17 protein-coding genes and 1 riboswitch are annotated in these 18,710 nt (G+C 42.8%); of the genes, 8 read left to right on the top strand and 9 right to left on the bottom strand.

Annotation, left to right across the window (positions count from 1 at the left end):
- Window positions 1-78 precede the first annotated feature (78 nt).
- The 7 genes from rapA to thiB form a co-directional block, all read right to left on the bottom strand.
- Entirely contained in the window at window positions 79-2,985 is a 2,907-nt protein-coding gene (gene rapA, locus C6H66_RS07510; protein WP_105395243.1) for an RNA polymerase-associated protein RapA, read from the bottom strand.
- Window positions 2,986-3,165: 180 nt separating this feature from the next.
- Complete coding sequence (locus C6H66_RS07515; protein ID WP_105395244.1) at window positions 3,166-5,514, bottom strand: DNA polymerase II; 2,349 nt, start codon at window positions 5,512-5,514, stop codon at window positions 3,166-3,168.
- An 813-nt stretch (window positions 5,515-6,327) separates the two neighbouring features.
- Complete coding sequence (locus C6H66_RS07525; RefSeq protein WP_046394827.1) at window positions 6,328-7,068, bottom strand: hypothetical protein; 741 nt, start codon at window positions 7,066-7,068, stop codon at window positions 6,328-6,330.
- A gap of 2 nt (window positions 7,069-7,070) precedes the next feature.
- Window positions 7,071-7,550 (bottom strand): Hcp family type VI secretion system effector, encoded by a 480-nt coding sequence (locus tag C6H66_RS07530; protein ID WP_046394828.1) that lies wholly within the window; start codon window positions 7,548-7,550, stop codon window positions 7,071-7,073.
- 118 nt (window positions 7,551-7,668) lie between these two features.
- Window positions 7,669-8,376, bottom strand: coding sequence for a thiamine ABC transporter ATP-binding protein ThiQ (gene thiQ, locus C6H66_RS07535; RefSeq protein WP_105395245.1), 708 nt, complete (start codon window positions 8,374-8,376; stop codon window positions 7,669-7,671).
- Complete coding sequence (gene thiP, locus C6H66_RS07540; protein WP_105395246.1) at window positions 8,369-9,973, bottom strand: thiamine/thiamine pyrophosphate ABC transporter permease ThiP; 1,605 nt, start codon at window positions 9,971-9,973, stop codon at window positions 8,369-8,371. Before thiP ends, thiQ begins: the two co-directional genes overlap by 8 nt.
- A complete protein-coding gene (gene thiB / locus C6H66_RS07545) occupies window positions 9,949-10,962 on the bottom strand; it encodes a thiamine ABC transporter substrate binding subunit (RefSeq protein ID WP_105395247.1) in 1,014 nt (337 codons plus the stop codon). Before thiB ends, thiP begins: the two co-directional genes overlap by 25 nt.
- Before the next feature lie 72 nt (window positions 10,963-11,034).
- Window positions 11,035-11,139: riboswitch (TPP riboswitch) on the bottom strand.
- A 113-nt stretch (window positions 11,140-11,252) separates the two neighbouring features.
- Between thiB and rppH the strand changes: the two genes are divergently transcribed.
- The 6 genes from rppH (at window position 11,253) to C6H66_RS07575 (ending at window position 16,503) form a co-directional block, all read left to right on the top strand.
- A complete protein-coding gene (gene rppH / locus C6H66_RS07550) occupies window positions 11,253-11,783 on the top strand; it encodes an RNA pyrophosphohydrolase (RefSeq protein WP_046394832.1) in 531 nt (176 codons plus the stop codon).
- 9 nt (window positions 11,784-11,792) lie between these two features.
- A complete protein-coding gene (ptsP, locus tag C6H66_RS07555; protein ID WP_105395248.1) occupies window positions 11,793-14,039 on the top strand; it encodes a phosphoenolpyruvate--protein phosphotransferase in 2,247 nt (748 codons plus the stop codon).
- Between the two features lie 75 nt (window positions 14,040-14,114).
- Window positions 14,115-14,990: a prolipoprotein diacylglyceryl transferase gene (gene lgt / locus C6H66_RS07560; RefSeq protein ID WP_105395249.1), complete on the top strand. Its 876-nt coding sequence runs from the start codon at window positions 14,115-14,117 to the stop codon at window positions 14,988-14,990.
- Window positions 14,987-15,781 (top strand): thymidylate synthase, encoded by a 795-nt coding sequence (gene thyA / locus C6H66_RS07565; protein ID WP_046394835.1) that lies wholly within the window; start codon window positions 14,987-14,989, stop codon window positions 15,779-15,781. Before lgt ends, thyA begins: the two co-directional genes overlap by 4 nt.
- 126 nt (window positions 15,782-15,907) lie before the next feature.
- Window positions 15,908-16,174, top strand: coding sequence for a hypothetical protein (locus C6H66_RS07570; RefSeq protein WP_046394836.1), 267 nt, complete (start codon window positions 15,908-15,910; stop codon window positions 16,172-16,174).
- Entirely contained in the window at window positions 16,171-16,503 is a 333-nt protein-coding gene (locus C6H66_RS07575; protein WP_052739388.1) for a hypothetical protein, read from the top strand. Before C6H66_RS07570 ends, C6H66_RS07575 begins: the two co-directional genes overlap by 4 nt.
- 133 nt (window positions 16,504-16,636) lie before the next feature.
- Here the strand turns inward: C6H66_RS07575 and C6H66_RS07580 are convergent, their stop codons facing one another.
- Both C6H66_RS07580 and C6H66_RS07585 read right to left on the bottom strand, forming a co-directional pair.
- Window positions 16,637-17,059, bottom strand: coding sequence for a helix-turn-helix domain-containing protein (locus tag C6H66_RS07580; protein WP_105395250.1), 423 nt, complete (start codon window positions 17,057-17,059; stop codon window positions 16,637-16,639).
- Window positions 17,056-17,190, bottom strand: coding sequence for a type II toxin-antitoxin system HigB family toxin (locus C6H66_RS07585; protein WP_082300797.1), 135 nt, complete (start codon window positions 17,188-17,190; stop codon window positions 17,056-17,058). Before C6H66_RS07585 ends, C6H66_RS07580 begins: the two co-directional genes overlap by 4 nt.
- 373 nt (window positions 17,191-17,563) lie before the next feature.
- On the opposite strand from C6H66_RS07585, the gene C6H66_RS07590 reads away from it, so the two are divergent.
- Window positions 17,564-18,079, top strand: coding sequence for a prepilin peptidase-dependent protein (locus C6H66_RS07590; RefSeq protein ID WP_105395251.1), 516 nt, complete (start codon window positions 17,564-17,566; stop codon window positions 18,077-18,079).
- 41 nt (window positions 18,080-18,120) lie between these two features.
- Window positions 18,121-18,708: a prepilin peptidase-dependent protein gene (locus C6H66_RS07595; protein ID WP_105395252.1), complete on the top strand. Its 588-nt coding sequence runs from the start codon at window positions 18,121-18,123 to the stop codon at window positions 18,706-18,708.
- Window positions 18,709-18,710: the final 2 nt, after the last annotated feature.

The following is an 18,710-nucleotide window of genomic DNA, read 5'->3' on the forward strand; positions in this document are numbered from 1 at the left end:
AATATTAGGGGAGGCATGGAATAGGGTGCTTAGTAAAGTTTACCCCATTCCGGTTTAGCCTCCGGGTATTGCTAATATTTACTGATGCGTAACGACAACAAGGCGAATAGCATCCAGACGCCAGCCTGCCTGATTTAAGTTAAGCAGCAACTGTTGGCGATTGGATTCAATGGCTTCCAATTCATCATCACGAATATTTGGATTGACGGCCTTCAATGCTTCCAAACGGGAAAGTTCAGCAGTGAGATTTTCATCTGCTTGCTGTTTCGCTTGTTCAATCAATGATTGAGCCTGAGTTTCTACTAAACCTTCGGCCTGTTGCAAAATAGCGTGAACTTCTTTTTGTACCGCATTGACCAGTTTACTTGCCGTATGACGATTCACTGCATTAAGCTGGCGGTTAAAGCTTTCAAACTCCACCTGACCAGCCAGATTATTGCCTTTCAGGTCCATCAGTATCCGCAATGGCGTTGGTGGAAGGAAACGGGTCAATTGCAGGTGTTTCGGGGCTTGAGCTTCAACTACATAGATCAGTTCTACCAGCAGGGTTCCGACAGGTAATGCTTTATTTTTCAAAAGGGATACCGCACAGCTACCCGTATCGCCGGAAAGGATCAGATCCAACCCATTACGGATAATTGGGTGCTCCCAACTGATAAACTGGGCATCTTCACGGGACAGAGACTGTTCACGATTAAAAGTGATAGTACAACCATCTTTTGGTAATCCAGGGAAATCTGGGACTAGCATATGATCAGATGGTGTCAGCACTATCATGTTGTCATTGCGATCTTCCTGATTGATACCAACGATATCAAATAAGTTGAGTGAGAAGTTCACTAAATCAGTATCATCATCATACTCTGAAATTTTTTCTGCCAGTTGCAAACCATGTTCGCCACCGTTGGAGTTCATTTCCAGCAGCCGGTCACGGCCTTGCTCCAGTTGCTGTTTGAGTTGCTCATGTTGCTGGCGGCACTGATCAATAAATTCACCAAATTTTTCCTGGCTATTGGGTTTGGCAAGATAGTTCAGCAGAGTTTCATAATAGTGATCATAAATAGTACGACCGGTTGGGCAGGTATACTCGAATGCATCCAAACCTTCGTGATACCAACGAATCAGGACAGCTTGGGCGGTATTTTCCAAATAAGGCACACTAATCTGGATATCACGGCTTTGGCCGATACGATCCAGGCGTCCGATACGCTGTTCCAGTAAATCCGGATTGAATGGTAAATCAAACATCACTAATTGGTTAGCGAACTGGAAGTTGCGGCCTTCTGAGCCAATTTCGGAGCATAGTAATACCTGAGCTCCTTCTTCTTCGGAAGCAAAATAGGCTGCGGCGCGATCACGTTCAACCAGTGATAGACCTTCATGGAAAACAGCGCCACGAATCCCTTCGCGCTCACGTAGTACCTGTTCCAATTGCAGAGCTGTGGTTGCTTTAGCACAAATTACCAGCACTTTCTCATGACGATTTGCCATCAGAAAACCAAGTAGCCACTCTACGCGGGGATCAAAGTTCCACCAGGTAGCGTTTTCGCCTTCAAACTCCTGATAAATTTGTTCTGGGTAGAGCATATCCCATGCGCGAGCTTCCAGCGATTTTTTAGCGCCCATAATATCGGAGACTTTAATAGCGGTCTGATATTGGGATGGCAGAGGCAACTTGATCTGGTGCAGTTCGCGACGGGGGAAGCCTTTTACACCATTACGGGTATTACGGAACAGAATACGGCTGGTGCCGTGACGATCCATAAGCATGGAAATCAGTTCATGGCGTGCGGTTTCACTTTCATCGCTATTACTATTGGCGGCTTTCAGCAGAGGCTCAATATCTTGCTCGCTAATCAATTCACCCATTAGATTTAATTGATTATTATTAAGTTGTTCACCGGATAACAGCAGTGTGACAGCATCGGCAACTGGAAGGTATTTTTGTTGTTCGTCGATAAAAGCCTGATAATCGTGGAAACGGTTTGGATCAAGTAGACGTAGACGGGCAAAATGGCTTTCTTGCCCTAGCTGTTCTGGTGTTGCAGTCAATAGCAATACGCTGGGGATCTGTTCAGCTAATTGTTCGACAACCTGATATTCACGGCTAGGAGCATCCTCGCTCCAGGCCAGATGGTGAGCTTCATCCACCACCATCAGATCCCAGCTAGCTTCAAGCATATGCTCAAAACGCTGTTTATTACGGCGGACAAAATCCAGTGAACAGAGTATTAATTGTTCTGTTTCAAATGGATTATCACTGTCATGTCGTGCTTCGGTATAGCGGCTATCGTCAAACAGGGCAAAACGCAGGTTGAAACGGCGTAGCATTTCTACCAGCCATTGATGTTGAAGGCTATCGGGTACAATCACCAGAACGCGTTCAGCACGACCGGCCAGCAATTGCTGGTGGATGATCATCCCGGCTTCGATGGTTTTACCTAAACCGACTTCATCGGCCAATAGAACCCTTGGCGCGTAGCGTTTGCCGACTTCATTAGCGATATGAAGTTGATGAGGGATCAGGCTGGCGCGGATACCCCGCAAGCCGCTTTCAGCCAGTTTAAATTGTTCGCTTTGATATTTACGGGCGCGAAAACGCAAGGCAAAGCGGTCCATACGGTCAATCTGACCAGCAAACAGGCGATCCTGTGGTTTGTTGAAGGTAAGTTTACTGTCAAGGAATACTTCGCGCAGACTGATATTTTCTTCCAGAGTATCAAGTCGTGTGCCTGTATAAATCAGCAGGCCATTTTCTAGTTGGACTTCATCCACTTTGAGTTGCCAGCCTTCATGGCTGGTGACAACATCCCCCGAGTTAAACATAACACGGGTAATAGGAGAATCATTGCGTGCATAGAGGCGGTTTTCACCGCTGGCAGGAAAGAGCAAAGTGACCATTCGTGCGTCCAGTGCAACAACGGTTCCTAATCCAAGTTCGCTTTCTGTATCGCTGATCCAGCGTTGACCGAGGGTAAATGGCATAAATTTTAACTCAGTTTCTGTTAGATAATGTTATTCATAGGTGGAGGACGACAGCTTTTTATTTGGTCTAACGGAGATAATGGGCAGACAGCAAGACACCCCGTTAATTCCCTTATCACTCGTCAAAGGGGCGATATGTTAATGGAAGCAAAGCCGGTCGTCACCTGCAAAAAATAGTAATCAGTCAAAAGGCATTACCATCTGTCCGGTGAGTAAAGTTATAAAATCATCCTGTAAAAACGGCAGGATAGCATCAGCGATAGGCTGAAGTTGCTTATTGATGTAGTGATCATAGTCTGGTGATGAATGCAGATTTTCCAGTGGTTCCGGCCCGGATTGTGTCATGACATAGCTTATCCACCCCCCATTTTGGTACTGCAAGGGTCGGTTATGTTGCAGATTGTATTCATCTGCCAGCCTTGCTGCTCTCACATGGGGTGGTACATTGCGCTGATAGTCAGACAATTTACGGCCCAACCTTTTACGGTAGATTAGTTTATCATCAAATTTTCCTTTTAGGGTACTGGTAACATAACCACGGATAAATTCTTGATAAGGCTGTTCATGAAAAATCAGTGAATACAGTTGCTTCTGGAAATCTTGCGCTAGAGGTGTCCAGTCAGTGCGTACTGTTTCCAGACCTTTATAGACCATGCGGTCACCACTCAGACCGGCATAACGCTTTTTACTGCCTTGTTCAGCCCCACGGATGGTTGGCATCAGGAAACGGCGATAGTGAGTTTCAAATTCCAACTCAAGGGTGCTTGTAAGCCCAAAATGTTCTTGCAGGTGTTTTTGCCACCATTGGTTAACGAATCGCGCAAGTTCTTTGCCGATACTGAGAGCCAGTTCTTCTTCATGCGCTTGTTTCAGCCATATAAAGATAGAATCTGTATCACCGTAGATAACTTGATAGTTTTGAGATTCAATCAGCTTTCTGGTCTGGAGCATAATTTCGTGGCCGCGCATAGTAATGGAAGAGGTCAGGCGCGGGTCGAAGAAACGACAGCCCTCCGCCCCAAGAACGCCGTAGAAAGCGTTCATGATGATCTTCAATGCTTGTGACAATGGGGCGTTATGCTGTTTTTTTGCTGCGTCACGTTCATGCCAGATTTGTGTCACGATATCAGGCAGACAATGCTGAGTACGGGAAAAGAAGGCATTGCGAAAACCGGGAACCGCATGCTCGCTGTCCGGCTGTGCCAGACCTTCCACCATACCGACAGGATCGATAAGAAAAGTGCGGATAATCGAGGGATACAGACTTTTATAATCCAGCACCAGCACTGAATCATACAAGCCGGGGCGAGAATCCATCACGAAACCACCGGGGCTGTTATCTTCGGGCTTCCCGCCTGGATTTGGGGCGACATAACCGATGCGGTGCATTTTTGGCATGTAAAGATGAGTGAAAGCAGTGACTGAACCGCCACTGCGATCTACGGCGAGACCGGTAACTGTTGCCCTTTCCAACAGGAATTTCATTAAGTGGGTTTTATCGAAAATCTGGTTTACCAGAATACAGTCTTGCAGGTTATATTGCGCCAGTGCGGGCTTATCTTGCTGGAAACGGCGGTCAATCTCATCCATACGCTGATAGGGTGTATCAATGGCTTTGCCTTCGCCCAGTAGTTCTTGCGAGACATATTCCAGACTGAAAGAAGGAAAATTCCAGGTGGCGGTTTTCAGTGCTTCAATACCATCAATAATCAACCGACCGGCTGTGGAAGCGAAAAAGTGCCCCGGTTTAAAGCCGTGCTCCCGCCACTCCAGTAACCCTCCGGCCCGTCCAAATTTCAGTGGAACACCGTAGCGTTCAGCATGTTTTTGTAAAATCCGCAGATCGAACTGAATCAGGTTCCAGCCAATAATGGCGTCAGGGTCATATTTTTCCAGCCACTCGTTGAGTCTTTCCAGCATTTGCGGACGACTTGCTACATATTCCAAATCAAAATTTACCGGGTGCTCATTACCGTTAGCAGGGCCAAGCATAAATACTTTCTGCTGATCACATCCTGCTAATCCAATGGAATAGAGTTCTCCATGCTGGCTGGTTTCAATATCCAGGGATACCCATTTCAATGTTGGGCGATAAGCCGGGTTGGGTTTCATCTGATAGCTACCATTAGGTGCCTGACTGAACCAGATGGGAGCAGTGATAAAACGTTCCATCATAAACCTGTCTGGTGGACGGATATCTGCTTCATAAACCTGAATTTCCTGTTTCTGTAGCACTTTCTCAATCCGTTGTAATTGGCGATATTGCTGGCAATAAAGCGCGGCAACAGGCTGGCGATTGAAATCTTTCAATGAAAGTGGGCGGAGATGGTAGTTGCGTTCTTGCGCCAGAATTTTTTCCACCTGCGGCATATTAGCTTGCAAGATAAAAGCAACAGCTTGTTGGTGAAGAATTTTTATATGACGTGGCCCCTGATCTGTCACCAGCCAGTATTCCACCTCAATACCCGAGGGAGTATCCCGCCAATGGCGTGTCAATATAAAACCTTGTTCAGCATGATTCTGTTGCATATAGAGGCAGGCGCTTATATTTGTTGAAAATAACTACAATTATAGCATTAAATCATGGTTATTTATACAGTTGTCTGATCTCACTATATTGTGATGTGGTGCATAAATGATAATTGAAACATTGCCGAATTAATTGCAAAGAATGGAAAATAAATAGCTCTAATGAAGTAGACAGGTATTATTGAATATATCTATAAGAGTATAGTCGTATAAAATGTATTTCATTCGTTATTTTCAATACGATTTTAATATTATATGGCTTTATTCTTAATTATATTTTTCCGAATATTTATTGTGAAATAGCTATAAAAATATGAATTATATCTAACTCAGACTTGAAAGGTAGAGGTAAATAGAGTAAGTGAAATATTAAAGAAAAATCTACCAAAGAGTTTAAGTTATTTATGGGGGTTTTAATAAAGTTAAAAGACGGATTAAACTTATAAAACCGTCAGGTTAGGCACCATTACGCTTATCTTGTCTAGCAATAAAGCATAAATCTAGCGTAGTAAGTATAGAACCAATAAAGAATAAAAATGGAGGCAAAAACAAAATAGCTTATTGATCTGATTTTATTGCTCTTAAATAAAAAATATGACTTGTAAAAACAGGCTATATAAAAAGGACTAAGTGGGATTAATATAAATATGGAAGTGATTATATCAATACCTCCATCTTCATACTGCCATATATCACAATCAACTGAGTTGAAGTCAAAAAAGTCTGTAACCCTAGGAAAAGCGAATGAGTTAATTAATCCAAAGGATAAAAAACTTAACATAAAAAATGTAAATACATCTGATATTTTCATTTTTATCCTTGAAGTAAATTATCTAAATAATCCAGCCGCTTATATATACTTACTCCGTAAGAAATCCATTTTTTTTCATCAGTAGTGCTTAATTCAGGCGGAGTGTTCATTATTCTTATGAAATCCCTCTTTTCTCTTGTTATACCACGGTTATATCTAGAACCAGCCATGATATATTGTTCTTTTGTTAAGTTCTTGGTATCTGCATTAGGATAATCATAGAGAATTAAATCTCTTAAATGACGAGCAACCATTTTAATATTAAATTCATCAATTTGAAGGCAATTTGCGATTTCTAACTGGTCTGTTGTTGTTAATGTATTTGAGTCAAAGCCCATCATATCTGCTACATGTCTTATTTGTATTGCAACTATACCCGTAGAAGTTTCATTTGAGCCTTTTGAGCGAGTTTTATCAAGATTAAAAGCCTGTTCACGCCATTGCCTCATTGCAATAGTGTTTAATTTCCACATATCCGGTTTACCGCCGGCTTCTATTCTGGCAACACCGGCCAAAAGGTTCGGTGGGATTTGTTCTATATGGGCATATTTTAAAATTAAGTTCCTGTTATATTTCACATATGCATCTTTATAACCATCCAGATAATTTACTGAGCCTGGAATAAATCGATTAAGAAGATAAATTGAAGCATCTATTTCATCCCATCGCCTAAAAGATGGCCTGGAACTTGGGTTATATGTACAAAAATTATTACTTAATACCCTGTCACGCAATTTATTCATTCTTAATAAACCTCATCATCTCTGATGCTATAAGCAGAAGTACCAGCAATGTGATGACTCCAAGTTATATTTTGATAAATGACAGAGATACTCTCTTCTGGCTGATTTCCTGCATGAGTTAAAGAGTGGGGGTAATTGGTATTAAAAGCATTTATTTTTGCTTTTGTTAATTCTATTGAATAAAACTTTTCTTGAGCACCTTCTGATGAAGTTCTATAAAAATCTAACAGGATATGAAGTTCTTCGTTGTTTGAAATTGCTAGTCCAAGTAAAGGAGAGGATTTATCGATGGGTTTTATGATATTAAAAGGATGATGGCTTACATGTTGTACTCGAGTTAAAGAATGTGTAGCGGAGTAAACTAGTATTTGATCCCGGTGGTTCTCTTGATATTTATTACCAATAGAATCAAAAGTAGAACAGCCAGCTGAAATTAACCCTTGGTTCTTTCCTTTTATGGTCGCATAAATCAAATTAGACATTATTAAATCCTTTATGAAAAATTAACACATAAAAAACACTTATAACAAAAAAGATTTATATTACCCAGTTTTATTTTTAAAATATAGACTTTGGTCACAGAAGGAAATAATCGAAGTACTAAATAGAAGCGACCTTCCTCCCCAAAATAGCTGCTTCAGGAACAGTACCGGCAGCCAGTGCATTTGTTGATCCGTCATAATGAATATTGCCATCAACAATTAATAAAGCGCGATTCGCTATACGAACGGCATCATCCAGATTGTGGGAAACCATCAGTAATGTAAGCCGGCGTTCATGGCAAACTTGTTCCAGTAATATCAGCATTTCATTACGCAGTGCCGGATCTAGGGCAGAAAAAGGCTCATCAAGTAATAAAATGGGCTGCTGGCGTACCAGGCAACGGGCTAATGCTGCCCGCTGCCGTTGTCCACCAGAAAGTTGAGCAGGCAAACGAGTAAGACAATCTTCCAACGAAACTTGAGAGACTATTTGCTGTAATGTCTGTTTTTGCGTGCTATTAAGGCGTAACCCGGGATGTAAGCCTAGTCCAATATTTTGCTCAATTGTCAAATGAGAGAAGAGATTATTTTCTTGAAACAACATGGAGACCGGGCGTTGAGCTGGTGGCGTACTGGTATGATTTTCCCCGTTCAGCCATAGGGAACCTTTTTCTGCTGTTTGAAAGCCGGCGATCAGGTTTAGGAGTGTACTTTTACCTGCTCCACTGGGGCCTAGGATTGCGATACGTTCTCCGGCTTGAATTTGCAAGTCAAAGCGCATCACCAGATGTTCATAGCGGTAAGTCAGATTCTCAAGTTTAAGCATTACGAGGTCTCGGTAAGCATTCAAGTAAACTAAACAGCATAAAACATAACAATAACAGCAATAAAGCAGTGATCGCGCCATCCTGACTACGGTAAGCCCCGATTTGCTGGTAGAGATAGAAGGGCAGGGTACGGAAATCTTCATTGCCAAATAGCGCGACAACGCCAAAATCTCCAATGGAGAGGACACAAGCAAAGGCCAGCGCTTGTGCCAGCGGAACTTTCAGTGCTTTTAGTTCAATCCAGCGCAGTCGGTTAATACCTTGAATATTCAGGGAGCGACACAGTGGATTATAGCGGGCCGCCAGATCTTTCATTGGATTATCCAGAACTTTCAGCGCATAGGGAATTGCCATCAGTGCGTTGGTTAAAATCACCAGACCATAGGGTGAACGGGGCAGGCCGACGGTATCATTGAGCAACAGAAAGAATCCTGTTGCTAATACAATGCCTGGCATAGAAAGGATTAACAAACCACTCATTTCCATTGCTTGTCCCCAATGGAGGGAATGATGCAGGTACAGCTCACGGCTGCTCCACAGCAGCATCATAGTGAATAAAACACATAATAACCCCGCGCCTAAAGCAATCACCACTGAGGTGATAAATGCCTGCCACAATGCAGGCTGGCGCAATACGTTAAGCAACCCGCTGTTAAGGCCATCTAAGATAACCGCCAATAATGGCGGCACGAGCAGTAATAATGCTGCGATAATTAACAGGCTGTCGCAGATTTTTCTCAACAAAGTATCCTGTGGATTACGCCATTGCTGTTGGTTGCTGTAGCCGACAGATAGAGCACTGTTAAGTTTCTGGCTGAGGAGTACAAGGCCAAGACAGCAGGTAATCTGAATCAGAGCCAGTAACGCGGCGCGGTTAAGATCGTAGTCATAGCTTAACGCCTGATAGATTGCCAGTTCGACAGTTGTTGCAGCAGGTCCGCCACCTAACGCCAACACGGTAGCAAAACTGGCGAAACAGAGCATAAAAATCAGTGCGCCAGTGGGCAGGATCTGGCGGCGTAGATAAGGCCATTCAACAAAACGGAAATGTTGCCATTCATTCATACCTAGCTGAGCCGCTAATTGCCGTTGTTCCACCGCGATGTTTTCCAGTGATTGCAGTAAAAGCCGTGTCGCTAGTGGCATATTAAAGAAGATATGTGCCAGCAAAATTCCTGGTAGACCATAAGGGGTGAAATGGTAATCGATGCTGATCCACTCGCAGAACTGAGCCAGCCAGCCGGCTCTGCCATAAACCGTCAGAATGCCGAATAAAGCGACCAATACAGGTAAAACCAGTGTCATCGCGCATAAGCGGAGAAATAGAGTTCGGCCTGGAAAATGACGGCGATAGAGTGCCCTGGAAAGAAAAATAGCCGGGATAACAGAAAACAGCGCCGACAAAAAAGCCTGCCAGAATGTAAAACGCACCACATGCCACAGATAGCTATCTTCTGCCAGTAAAGACCAATTACGTTCAGGCGCATTAAACCAAAGCGCACCGAACGCGAGTAAGGCGACCAATAGTAAAAAGCCGGAAGCAATAGCCCCCGGCAACAGCCATCCGGCTATCAGCGGCTGACAGCGCTTTGCCATGTACGAATCCATTGGTTACGGTATTTTGCGACTTCTTCTGCGGGATATTGCAGTGATTTTTCAGGTATTGAAAGCTGTGAATACACTTCTGGGAGTGGGATATCAATGACCGGATACATCCAGTTAGTAGTTGGGATTTCCTGTTGGAAAGCTGGGGTCAGCATAAACTGCATAAATTTCCGGGCAAGCTCCGGTTGCTTGCTGGAGGCCAGTTGTGCTGCCACTTCGACTTGCAGGTAATGACCTTCATTAAAGGTAGCGGCAGCATAATCGTCTGTCTTCTCAAATAAGAGGTGGTAGCCCGGTGAAGAGGTATAGCTTAGTACCAGATCGCCTTCTCCTTTCAGGAACAGACCGTAAGCTTCACTCCAGCCTTTGGTAACAGTTAGTGTTTTCTTTGCCAGTTTTTGCCAGGCTTGTGGGGCATCATCACCATAAATTTTCTGCATCCATAACAGCAAACCTTGCCCCGGTGTGCTGGTACGAGGATCTTGATAGATCACTTTCCAGTGATTGGGGCTATTAATTAGCTCATCCATGCTTTTGGGTGGGTTTGGCAAACTCTTTTTGTTGTAAATGAAGGCAAAATAGCCATAGTCATAAGGAATAAATATCTGGTTATGCCATGACACCGGCAGTGCCAGCTTGCTGATATCCACTTGACTTTCAGTGAACAGCCCCGTTTGTTGAGCTGCTTGAATCAAGTTGTTATCCAACCCAAGAATAATATCGGCGGCAGTACGCTTTCCTTCCATTCTTAGGCGATTGAGCAAGGAAACACCATCTTCCAGAGCAATCAGTTTCAGTTCACAGTCACATTCAGCTTCAAACGCTTTTTTAATTGCGGGTCCGGGACCCCATTCTGCGGCAAAAGAATCATAGGTATAGACCGTTAATACCGGTTTAGCCTGTACAACCTGACTCAATAGCAACATAGGGGCTGATAGGACCGTCAGTACGATTAATTTGGAAAATAACGTCTTAAACACTTTGCTCTCCTTACATTAAGAGGATTGGCAAAGGATTTGAGGAAGCGCTAAACGGCAAGATAATGTCTGTGAAATAGTTAGCAGCTCAAATCCCTACGTCGGTATTAGCCGGATCAGGTTCGGCGGGTTTACTCTCAGCAAGGCTGTTTTAAACAGCCAGCACCCCGTTGAGATGGCGCTATTGTAGAGATTTAGCTAGCGACTGCAAAGTCCAATGATAGAGGTTTACCACTTGAGGGTAGTGTGAAACAATTAGTCATCTTTCAAATTTAGTTTATCGAGGTAGTCTGGTGATCGATGATGATGGCTACCGCCCGAATGTAGGAATTGTAATTTGTAATCGGCAAGGCCAGGTTTTGTGGGCACGGCGTTATGGGCAGCATTCCTGGCAATTTCCTCAAGGGGGCATTAATCCGGGGGAATCACCAGAACAGGCTATGTACCGGGAACTGTATGAAGAAGTGGGGTTAGGTCGGAAAGATGTACGCGTTCTGGCCGCTACTCGTAATTGGTTGCGTTACAAATTACCCAAGCGTTTGGTGCGTTGGGATACACGACCTGTCTGTATCGGTCAAAAACAGCGGTGGTTTTTATTACAACTGCTCTGTAATGAAGAAGACATTAATGTGCAACACAGTAATACCCCGGAATTCGATGGCTGGCGTTGGGTCAGCTATTGGTATCCTGTCCGGCAGGTTGTCTCTTTTAAGCGTGATGTTTATCGGCGCGTGATGAAAGAGTTTGCTTCGGTTGTCATGCCAATGCAGGAAAGCTCATCCCTGCCACGTTCTTCGTATTCTTATCGTCGCAAAAGAAGTTAGGTGAGTTCTATGCTCATGCGCTTACGGGAAATTGTTGAAAAAGTTGCTATGGCAACCAATCTGGCCGAAGCGCTTGAGCTATTGGTGAACGAGACCTGTTTGGCGATGAACACGGATGTCTGTTCTATCTATCTTGCTGATCATCAACGGCGGTGTTATTACCTGATGGCAACCCGAGGATTGAGGAAACCCCGGGGAAGGGCTGTCAGTTTGGCTTTTGGTGAGGGAGTCGTCGGACAAGTTGGTCAATTGTCTGAACTGATTAATCTGGCTGATATTCGCAGCCATCCAAGTTTCAAATATTTGCCTCAAGTGAAAGAGGATAGCTTCCGCGCGTTTTTGGGCGTTCCGGTGGTCTATCGCCGCCAGTTGCAAGGTGTTTTAGTCGTTCAGCAGCAGGAACAACGCCTGTTTAATGAAACCGAAGAGTCCTTTATGGTGACTCTTGCGACACAACTGGCGGTGATCCTTGTTCAAGCTCAGACTAAGGGATTGTTTGGTCAGTATCGGCAAACCAGAATTAAAGCGCTGGCAATTTCCAATGGCATCGTGATGGCTCAGGGATGGCAAGATTGTTCCCAACCCTCACTTGACCAAATTTTTGAAGCTTCAACCCTTGATCATGCAGCAGAACGTTCTCGTTTGATTCAGGCACTTGAAGATGCAACAGCAGAATGTCGTCGGCTCAGTAAACGTTTTACCGCGGGTTCTCAAAAAGAGAGTGCTGCAATTTTTAATCTTTATTCCTACCTTTTGAATGACCCTCAGTTGAAACAAGATCTGTTCTCCTGTGTTGAACAGGGATCTGTTGCGCAATGGGCGGTTAAACAAGTTATTGAGAAATACGCAGAACAATTTGCCAGCTTGCAGGATGCTTATATGCGGGAAAGGGCATCGGATCTACGAGCGCTTGGGCAGCGATTATTATTTCATCTTGATAATTCACTTACTGCCAGCCATCAATGGCCTGAATGGTTTATTCTGGTTGCAGATGAACTGAGTGCCAACCTATTGGCAGAAGTGCCGCAAGAAAGATTAGCAGGAGTGATTGTTCGTGATGGCGCTACCCATTCACACTCTGCCATATTGGTACGTGCTATGGGCATTCCGGCCATTATGGGGGCAGATATCCAACCGGAACTCCTGCATAATCGTATGCTGATTCTTGATGGTTTCCGTGGAGAAGTTTTTATTGAGCCTGAACCACTGATTTCGCAGGAATATAAACAGATTATTGAGGAAGAAAAAGCACTGAGCAAACTGGCTGAGGGGGATGTTGATCAGGAAGCGCGGCTCAAAAGTGGTGAACGCATTCTGGTTCAGCTTAATGCGGGTTTAAGCCTGAAATATGAGTTACAAATCAGTAACAGTATTGATGGTGTTGGACTCTATCGCACCGAAATACCCTTTATGTTGCACAGTGGTTTCCCGTCAGAAGATGAACAAAAAGCGCGTTATCAGGAAATGTTGCAGTTATTTCCCGATAAACCGGTGGTATTACGTACACTTGATATCGGTGCGGATAAACAACTGCCTTATATGCCGATTAGCGAAGATAACCCTTGTTTGGGATGGCGTGGTATACGGGTGACGTTGGATCAACCGGAGATTTTTCTTATTCAGCTTAGGGCAATGCTCAGAGCTAATGCTGACACGGGCAATCTGAAAATCCTGTTGCCAATGGTGACGAATGTAGAAGAAATTGATGAAGCTAAGCGATTAGTAGACAGGGCGAAAGAGGAAGTCGAGAAAATTCTGGCGCACCAAATACCTATACCTCAACTTGGTGTAATGATTGAGGTTCCTTCGATGATTTTTCTGTTGCCACAACTCAAAAACAGAGTTGATTTTGTGTCTATTGGCACCAATGACCTAACGCAATATCTATTGGCGGTGGATCGAAATAACACTCACGTCGCTTCTCTTTATGATTGTTTGCATCCGGCGGTGATTCGGGCATTAAAACTGGTATTTGAAAATAGCCAACGAGCAGGTCTTACGATCAGTATTTGTGGTGAAATGGCAGGAACCCCGATGGGTGCGTTATTATTGATTGGTCTTGGCTATCGTAGCCTGAGTATGAGTGGTTGTAGTGTGCCAAGAATTAAGTATTTATTGCGTCATCTGGAGATGGCTCAGGTTGAAAAATTAATGGCCGAAATACTACAAGCTGAAACCAGCCTAAGAGTAAAGGAGCTATCAGCAACATTTATGGAGCAGCATGGGGTTGGCGGTTTGGTCAGAGGCGGCATTTAATCCGTTTAACCGCCTGTGCTATGATTCTCAATCACTTGCCTTAGGGCATTAACGCTAAATATTAAGTGGGGAAAGATGAGTAACAGCTACCTGGCATTTCCTAATATTGACCCGGTTATTTTTTCAATAGGTCCAATAGCCCTCCATTGGTATGGTTTCATGTACTTGGTTGGGTTTGTATTCGCCATGTGGCTAGCGACACGCAGAGCAGCGAAACCCAATAGTGGTTGGACGAAAAAAGAAGTAGAGAACTTACTTTATGCAGGGTTTGCTGGCGTATTTGTTGGTGGCCGTTTGGGCTACGTCCTGTTTTATAATTTCCCTGCCTTTCTCGACAACCCGCTTTATTTGTTTAAAGTTTGGGACGGTGGGATGTCTTTCCACGGTGGTTTGATGGGGGTTATCTGCGCAATGTGGTGGTTTGGTCGCAGAACGAAACGCCATTTCTTACAAGTTGCCGACTTCATTGCACCGTTAGTCCCTTTTGGCTTAGGCATGGGGAGAATCGGTAATTTTATTAACGGCGAGTTGTGGGGCCGCGTCACCTTGGATACGCCGTGGGCAATGCTGTTCCCAAGCTCCCGTAGTGAAGATATTGCCCTGGCTGCAACGGAGCCTTCATTGCTATCGGTACTTGAACAATATGGTGTTCTGCCACGTCACCCTTCACAGCTTTATGAAATGGCGTTGGAAGGGATCGTTCTGTTCATTATCTTGAATTTATATATCCGTAAACCTCGGCCGATGGGCAGTGTTTCTGGTTTATTCTTAATTGGTTACGGTATTTTCCGAGTGATAGTCGAATTTTTCCGCCAACCGGATGCACAATTGGGTTTATTCGACGGGATCAGCATGGGGCAAATTCTTTCTATACCAATGATTCTGGCGGGAATTTTAATGATGATATGGGCATATAAACGCCAAGGTAATAAGGTACAAAAGGTAAAATGAAACAGTATCTGGATTTAATGACAAGAGTGCTTGCAGAGGGCACTCCGAAGGCAGACCGTACCGGGACGGGGACTCTCTCCATTTTCGGACATCAGATGCGTTTCAATTTGCAGGAGGGTTTTCCGCTAGTTACAACTAAACGTTGCCATATCCGTTCAATTATTCATGAGCTTCTTTGGTTTCTGAATGGTGATACCAATATTAAATACCTGCATGAAAATGGGGTGACTATTTGGGATGAGTGGGCGGATGAAAATGGTGACTTGGGGCCTGTGTATGGTAAGCAATGGCGTGCATGGGGCACCGCAGATGGCCGTCAGATTGACCAATTGAAAACGGTGCTGGAACAGCTTAAAAGCGATCCAGATTCACGTAGGATCATTGTTTCGGCTTGGAACGTTGGTGAACTGGATAACATGGCATTAGCGCCATGCCACGCTTTCTTCCAGTTTTATGTCGCGGATGGCAAACTTTCCTGTCAGCTTTACCAGCGCTCTTGTGATGTATTCCTTGGCTTACCGTTCAATATTGCCAGCTATGCATTGTTGGTGCATATGATGGCGCAACAGTGTGATCTGGAAGTGGGTGATTTTGTCTGGACTGGTGGCGACACCCATCTTTATAGCAACCATATGGAGCAGACAAATTTACAGCTCAGTCGTGAACCGCGTTCACTGCCAAAACTGGTGATAAAGCGTAAACCGGAATCACTTTTTGATTATAAATTTGATGACTTTGAAATAGTTGATTATGACCCGCATCCAGGAATAAAGGCTCCGGTTGCTATTTAACGGTTGTGGTTAAAATAGCTCTTCTATGTTTGTCAACATTCTGGGGGAACAATTTATTATAAATTGTTCCCCTTTTCATTTTGGTGGTATAGTATACAGATACATAGAAGTAGGAGGAAAAAGACCATGAATACCTTTTCTCAAAAAAAAGCTAGGGATCTACTCAGTAACCCAGAGAATTTCGAGGGCGGCGTGTTTATTACCAAAAATGGGATATCTGAATTGTTTATTCAACCGATAGCAGAACGTGAGAGGGAGCAAGCCGATAGAAACGCAGAAAGACAGGCGATGGCGTTGCTTAAAATCGCTATGCTGTCTAAGAAAGATATCATGGATGGTAGAAAAATGACTCCTGAAGAAGCACTTCGTAGACGCAGGGAATGTCGGACGTGATATATAAAGTTCAAGTTGCTGAAACAGCCTACCAGACACTTTCTATTATTGAAGACTACAAGGCTTACACAATAGGGTTGGAAGCGGCTCAAAATTTGGTAGATGATTTATTGATTGAATCATCGAGATTGATTGGGGAAAACCCGTTAGCATACGGCTATTCCTCAATGTTACTGGATAAAGGAATACAATTTCACCAGTGGTTTTCCAAAGATCGGCAATTCCGTGCCATTTATGATGTAGTCGGGGGTGAAATTCAAATATTAGCATACGCAAGCACAAACCAAGATTTAATTACCCTCTTGTACCAACTACTGATCGTACACTGATAGTAAAAACACTTTATGGTGTATTAGTCTTAGAGTCAGGTTAGGATCGGCATTAAACCCGACCTAAGACAGCAATTATGAAAGATCTTAAAAAATCTTTTTGTTACTCAATCAGTTGTGGAAATAGATAAAGCTAATCGATAAAAACTGCACTAGAAACCTTAAAACGTTTACTCAGGGCTTTTATATGGGTTACTGTCAGTGACTTTGCTCCACTCAGAATTTGTGATACCAGAGAAGCTTCTCCGATTTCGTTTTTAAGGTCGGCTGGCGTAAGACCGTATTGATCCATTAGAACTCGTAGGGTTGCAATCCCCGTAGGAATATTTTCAATAGCCTGGTTAAATTCTGCAAATTCAGGGGCAGTATCTTCATAGCGTTCAATTGTTGTAGCTAGAATCTCAATTAACCCTTTGTTGTTGTCATAGTCTTTGAAAAGCTCATCAATTAAATCCATCGCTTCTTTGTACTGTTCTGAGGTATCGATGTAGGTCAGCCAAGGGATCTCTGAAAACAGAGCGCGAGCTCGTTCCTGAACGACTGCAAAATTTATCATTCTCTGTTTCTCCGGTAGTAGTCGGTTAACTTGTCGTATTCTGCGTGGGATACGATGTATTTAATGTAACAGTGCTCCATTGAAAATTCGATAAAGGTCAGTAACCGAACATTATTACCACCAATATCGATACACCACTATTGATCATGATACTTAACACTTGGATCACTATACTTAAAACAATCTTCTCAATTAATTATTTTCTGGTCTGATGTTATTTATATTTAGAATAAGTTAATAAAAATGACATTATCATATAAAAGCGTTTGATCTTATATTCATGAAGCTTCTTCCTCATAGCCATATAATCTTACAATGTATGACAATAATAAGAAACAAAAATAACTATTCTCGTTGATTTTTGCGAAGCTCTACGCAATTTAAATGTAACGATAATAGATTGTTATTTTTTTATTGATGCACTCTCGCATAAAATTCAATTATGTATTTATTCTGTTTTTAAAATGAGTAAAATGTTTTTCGGAAGGATATAAGGAATTATCAATGGGAAATAACATTAATATAATTGGCCGTTATAATATTGATAATCAATTAGGTTTTTCTTTGTTGGAATTGATGATCGTTATTGTTTTGGTTTCAATATTCTCTTTATGGGGAGTACAGGAATGGGGATATCACCAGGAAAGAGCCAGATTGCAAGAGTCAGCACAGAAAATATTGACGTTTATAGCCAGGCAACAATCTTTGGCAAATTATCTGAACAAAAGGGTAATGCTGTGGTTGAAAACGGGAAAAGGCTGGTGCATAGCGCTCTCTAATTCGGGGTTGCCTGATTGTAATTTGGAAAATGTTGAGGGAATAAGTTCCCCCTATCAAGATGTTATTATCAGTTCGGCAACGAAGGATCAGATAGAATTTCATGGAATAAGAAATACGATGATACCCGCGAGTTTTGCTTTAGCGAATTCCGCAGGCGAAATAACTGTTATTTTTTCTTCTCGAGGCAGGATGAGATCATGTAGTAATAATAAGTTTAATCAAATTCCAGCTTGTGATTAATTATGTTTTTTTATTAAAATAAGAGATGCTTTATTGGAATAATGAAATATAAAAATCAATCTGGAATGACATTATTAGAAGTTATTGTAGCAATGGCTATTGGTAGTATTATCTTACTGGCAATTGCTAAAAGTTACCCTATTTTAACTAAACAAATAATGGAGTTATATCAAAGATATCGTTTAGGTTATTTTGTTAAACAAACGTTGCATATTATAGAAAAAGATATTCGCCGTGCTGGATATTGTCAGCATTATTGTGACGGCAAGCCGATAGTAATCAGTAATAAAAGTGATGAGAGTGAGGATTCATGCCTGATTATTGCATATGATCTTAACACAAATAACCAATGGGAACCGCCAGAACACAGTGAATCGGAATTCTTTGGCTATCGCCTTAGTAATAAGTCAGTAGAGTGGAAAAGAGGTGCCGGTAACTGTCAAGAAAGTGGTTGGGAAAGGCTGTTTGATCCAAATGAAATAGTGGTAGATTCCTTTAAAGCTGAAAAATTACCGGCAAAAGATGGTTTAGTTTTTATCAAATTAACGCTTATTGCACATTGGTTTAAACATCCATCGATAAACTACCAATATCAGTCAGTAATACGTTTGCGCAATATCAGGGGATAAGT

This window comes from Photorhabdus hindustanensis (genome assembly GCF_002968995.1).
Lineage (GTDB): Bacteria > Pseudomonadota > Gammaproteobacteria > Enterobacterales > Enterobacteriaceae > Photorhabdus > Photorhabdus akhurstii.

Coding starts and splice junctions, on each gene's coding strand:
- ptsP (WP_105395248.1), top strand. CDS start 11,793: ATGCTCATGCGCTTACGGGAAATTGTTGAAAAAGTTGCTATGGCAACC.
- C6H66_RS07590 (WP_105395251.1), top strand. CDS start 17,564: ATGGGAAATAACATTAATATAATTGGCCGTTATAATATTGATAATCAA.
- C6H66_RS07570 (WP_046394836.1), top strand. CDS start 15,908: ATGAATACCTTTTCTCAAAAAAAAGCTAGGGATCTACTCAGTAACCCA.
- C6H66_RS07580 (WP_105395250.1), bottom strand. CDS start 17,059: ATGATAAATTTTGCAGTCGTTCAGGAACGAGCTCGCGCTCTGTTTTCA.
- C6H66_RS07595 (WP_105395252.1), top strand. CDS start 18,121: ATGAAATATAAAAATCAATCTGGAATGACATTATTAGAAGTTATTGTA.
- thiQ (WP_105395245.1), bottom strand. CDS start 8,376: ATGCTTAAACTTGAGAATCTGACTTACCGCTATGAACATCTGGTGATG.
- C6H66_RS07530 (WP_046394828.1), bottom strand. CDS start 7,550: ATGTCTAATTTGATTTATGCGACCATAAAAGGAAAGAACCAAGGGTTA.
- thiP (WP_105395246.1), bottom strand. CDS start 9,973: ATGGCAAAGCGCTGTCAGCCGCTGATAGCCGGATGGCTGTTGCCGGGG.
- lgt (WP_105395249.1), top strand. CDS start 14,115: ATGAGTAACAGCTACCTGGCATTTCCTAATATTGACCCGGTTATTTTT.
- C6H66_RS07515 (WP_105395244.1), bottom strand. CDS start 5,514: ATGCAACAGAATCATGCTGAACAAGGTTTTATATTGACACGCCATTGG.
- thyA (WP_046394835.1), top strand. CDS start 14,987: ATGAAACAGTATCTGGATTTAATGACAAGAGTGCTTGCAGAGGGCACT.
- rapA (WP_105395243.1), bottom strand. CDS start 2,985: ATGCCATTTACCCTCGGTCAACGCTGGATCAGCGATACAGAAAGCGAA.
- C6H66_RS07525 (WP_046394827.1), bottom strand. CDS start 7,068: ATGAATAAATTGCGTGACAGGGTATTAAGTAATAATTTTTGTACATAT.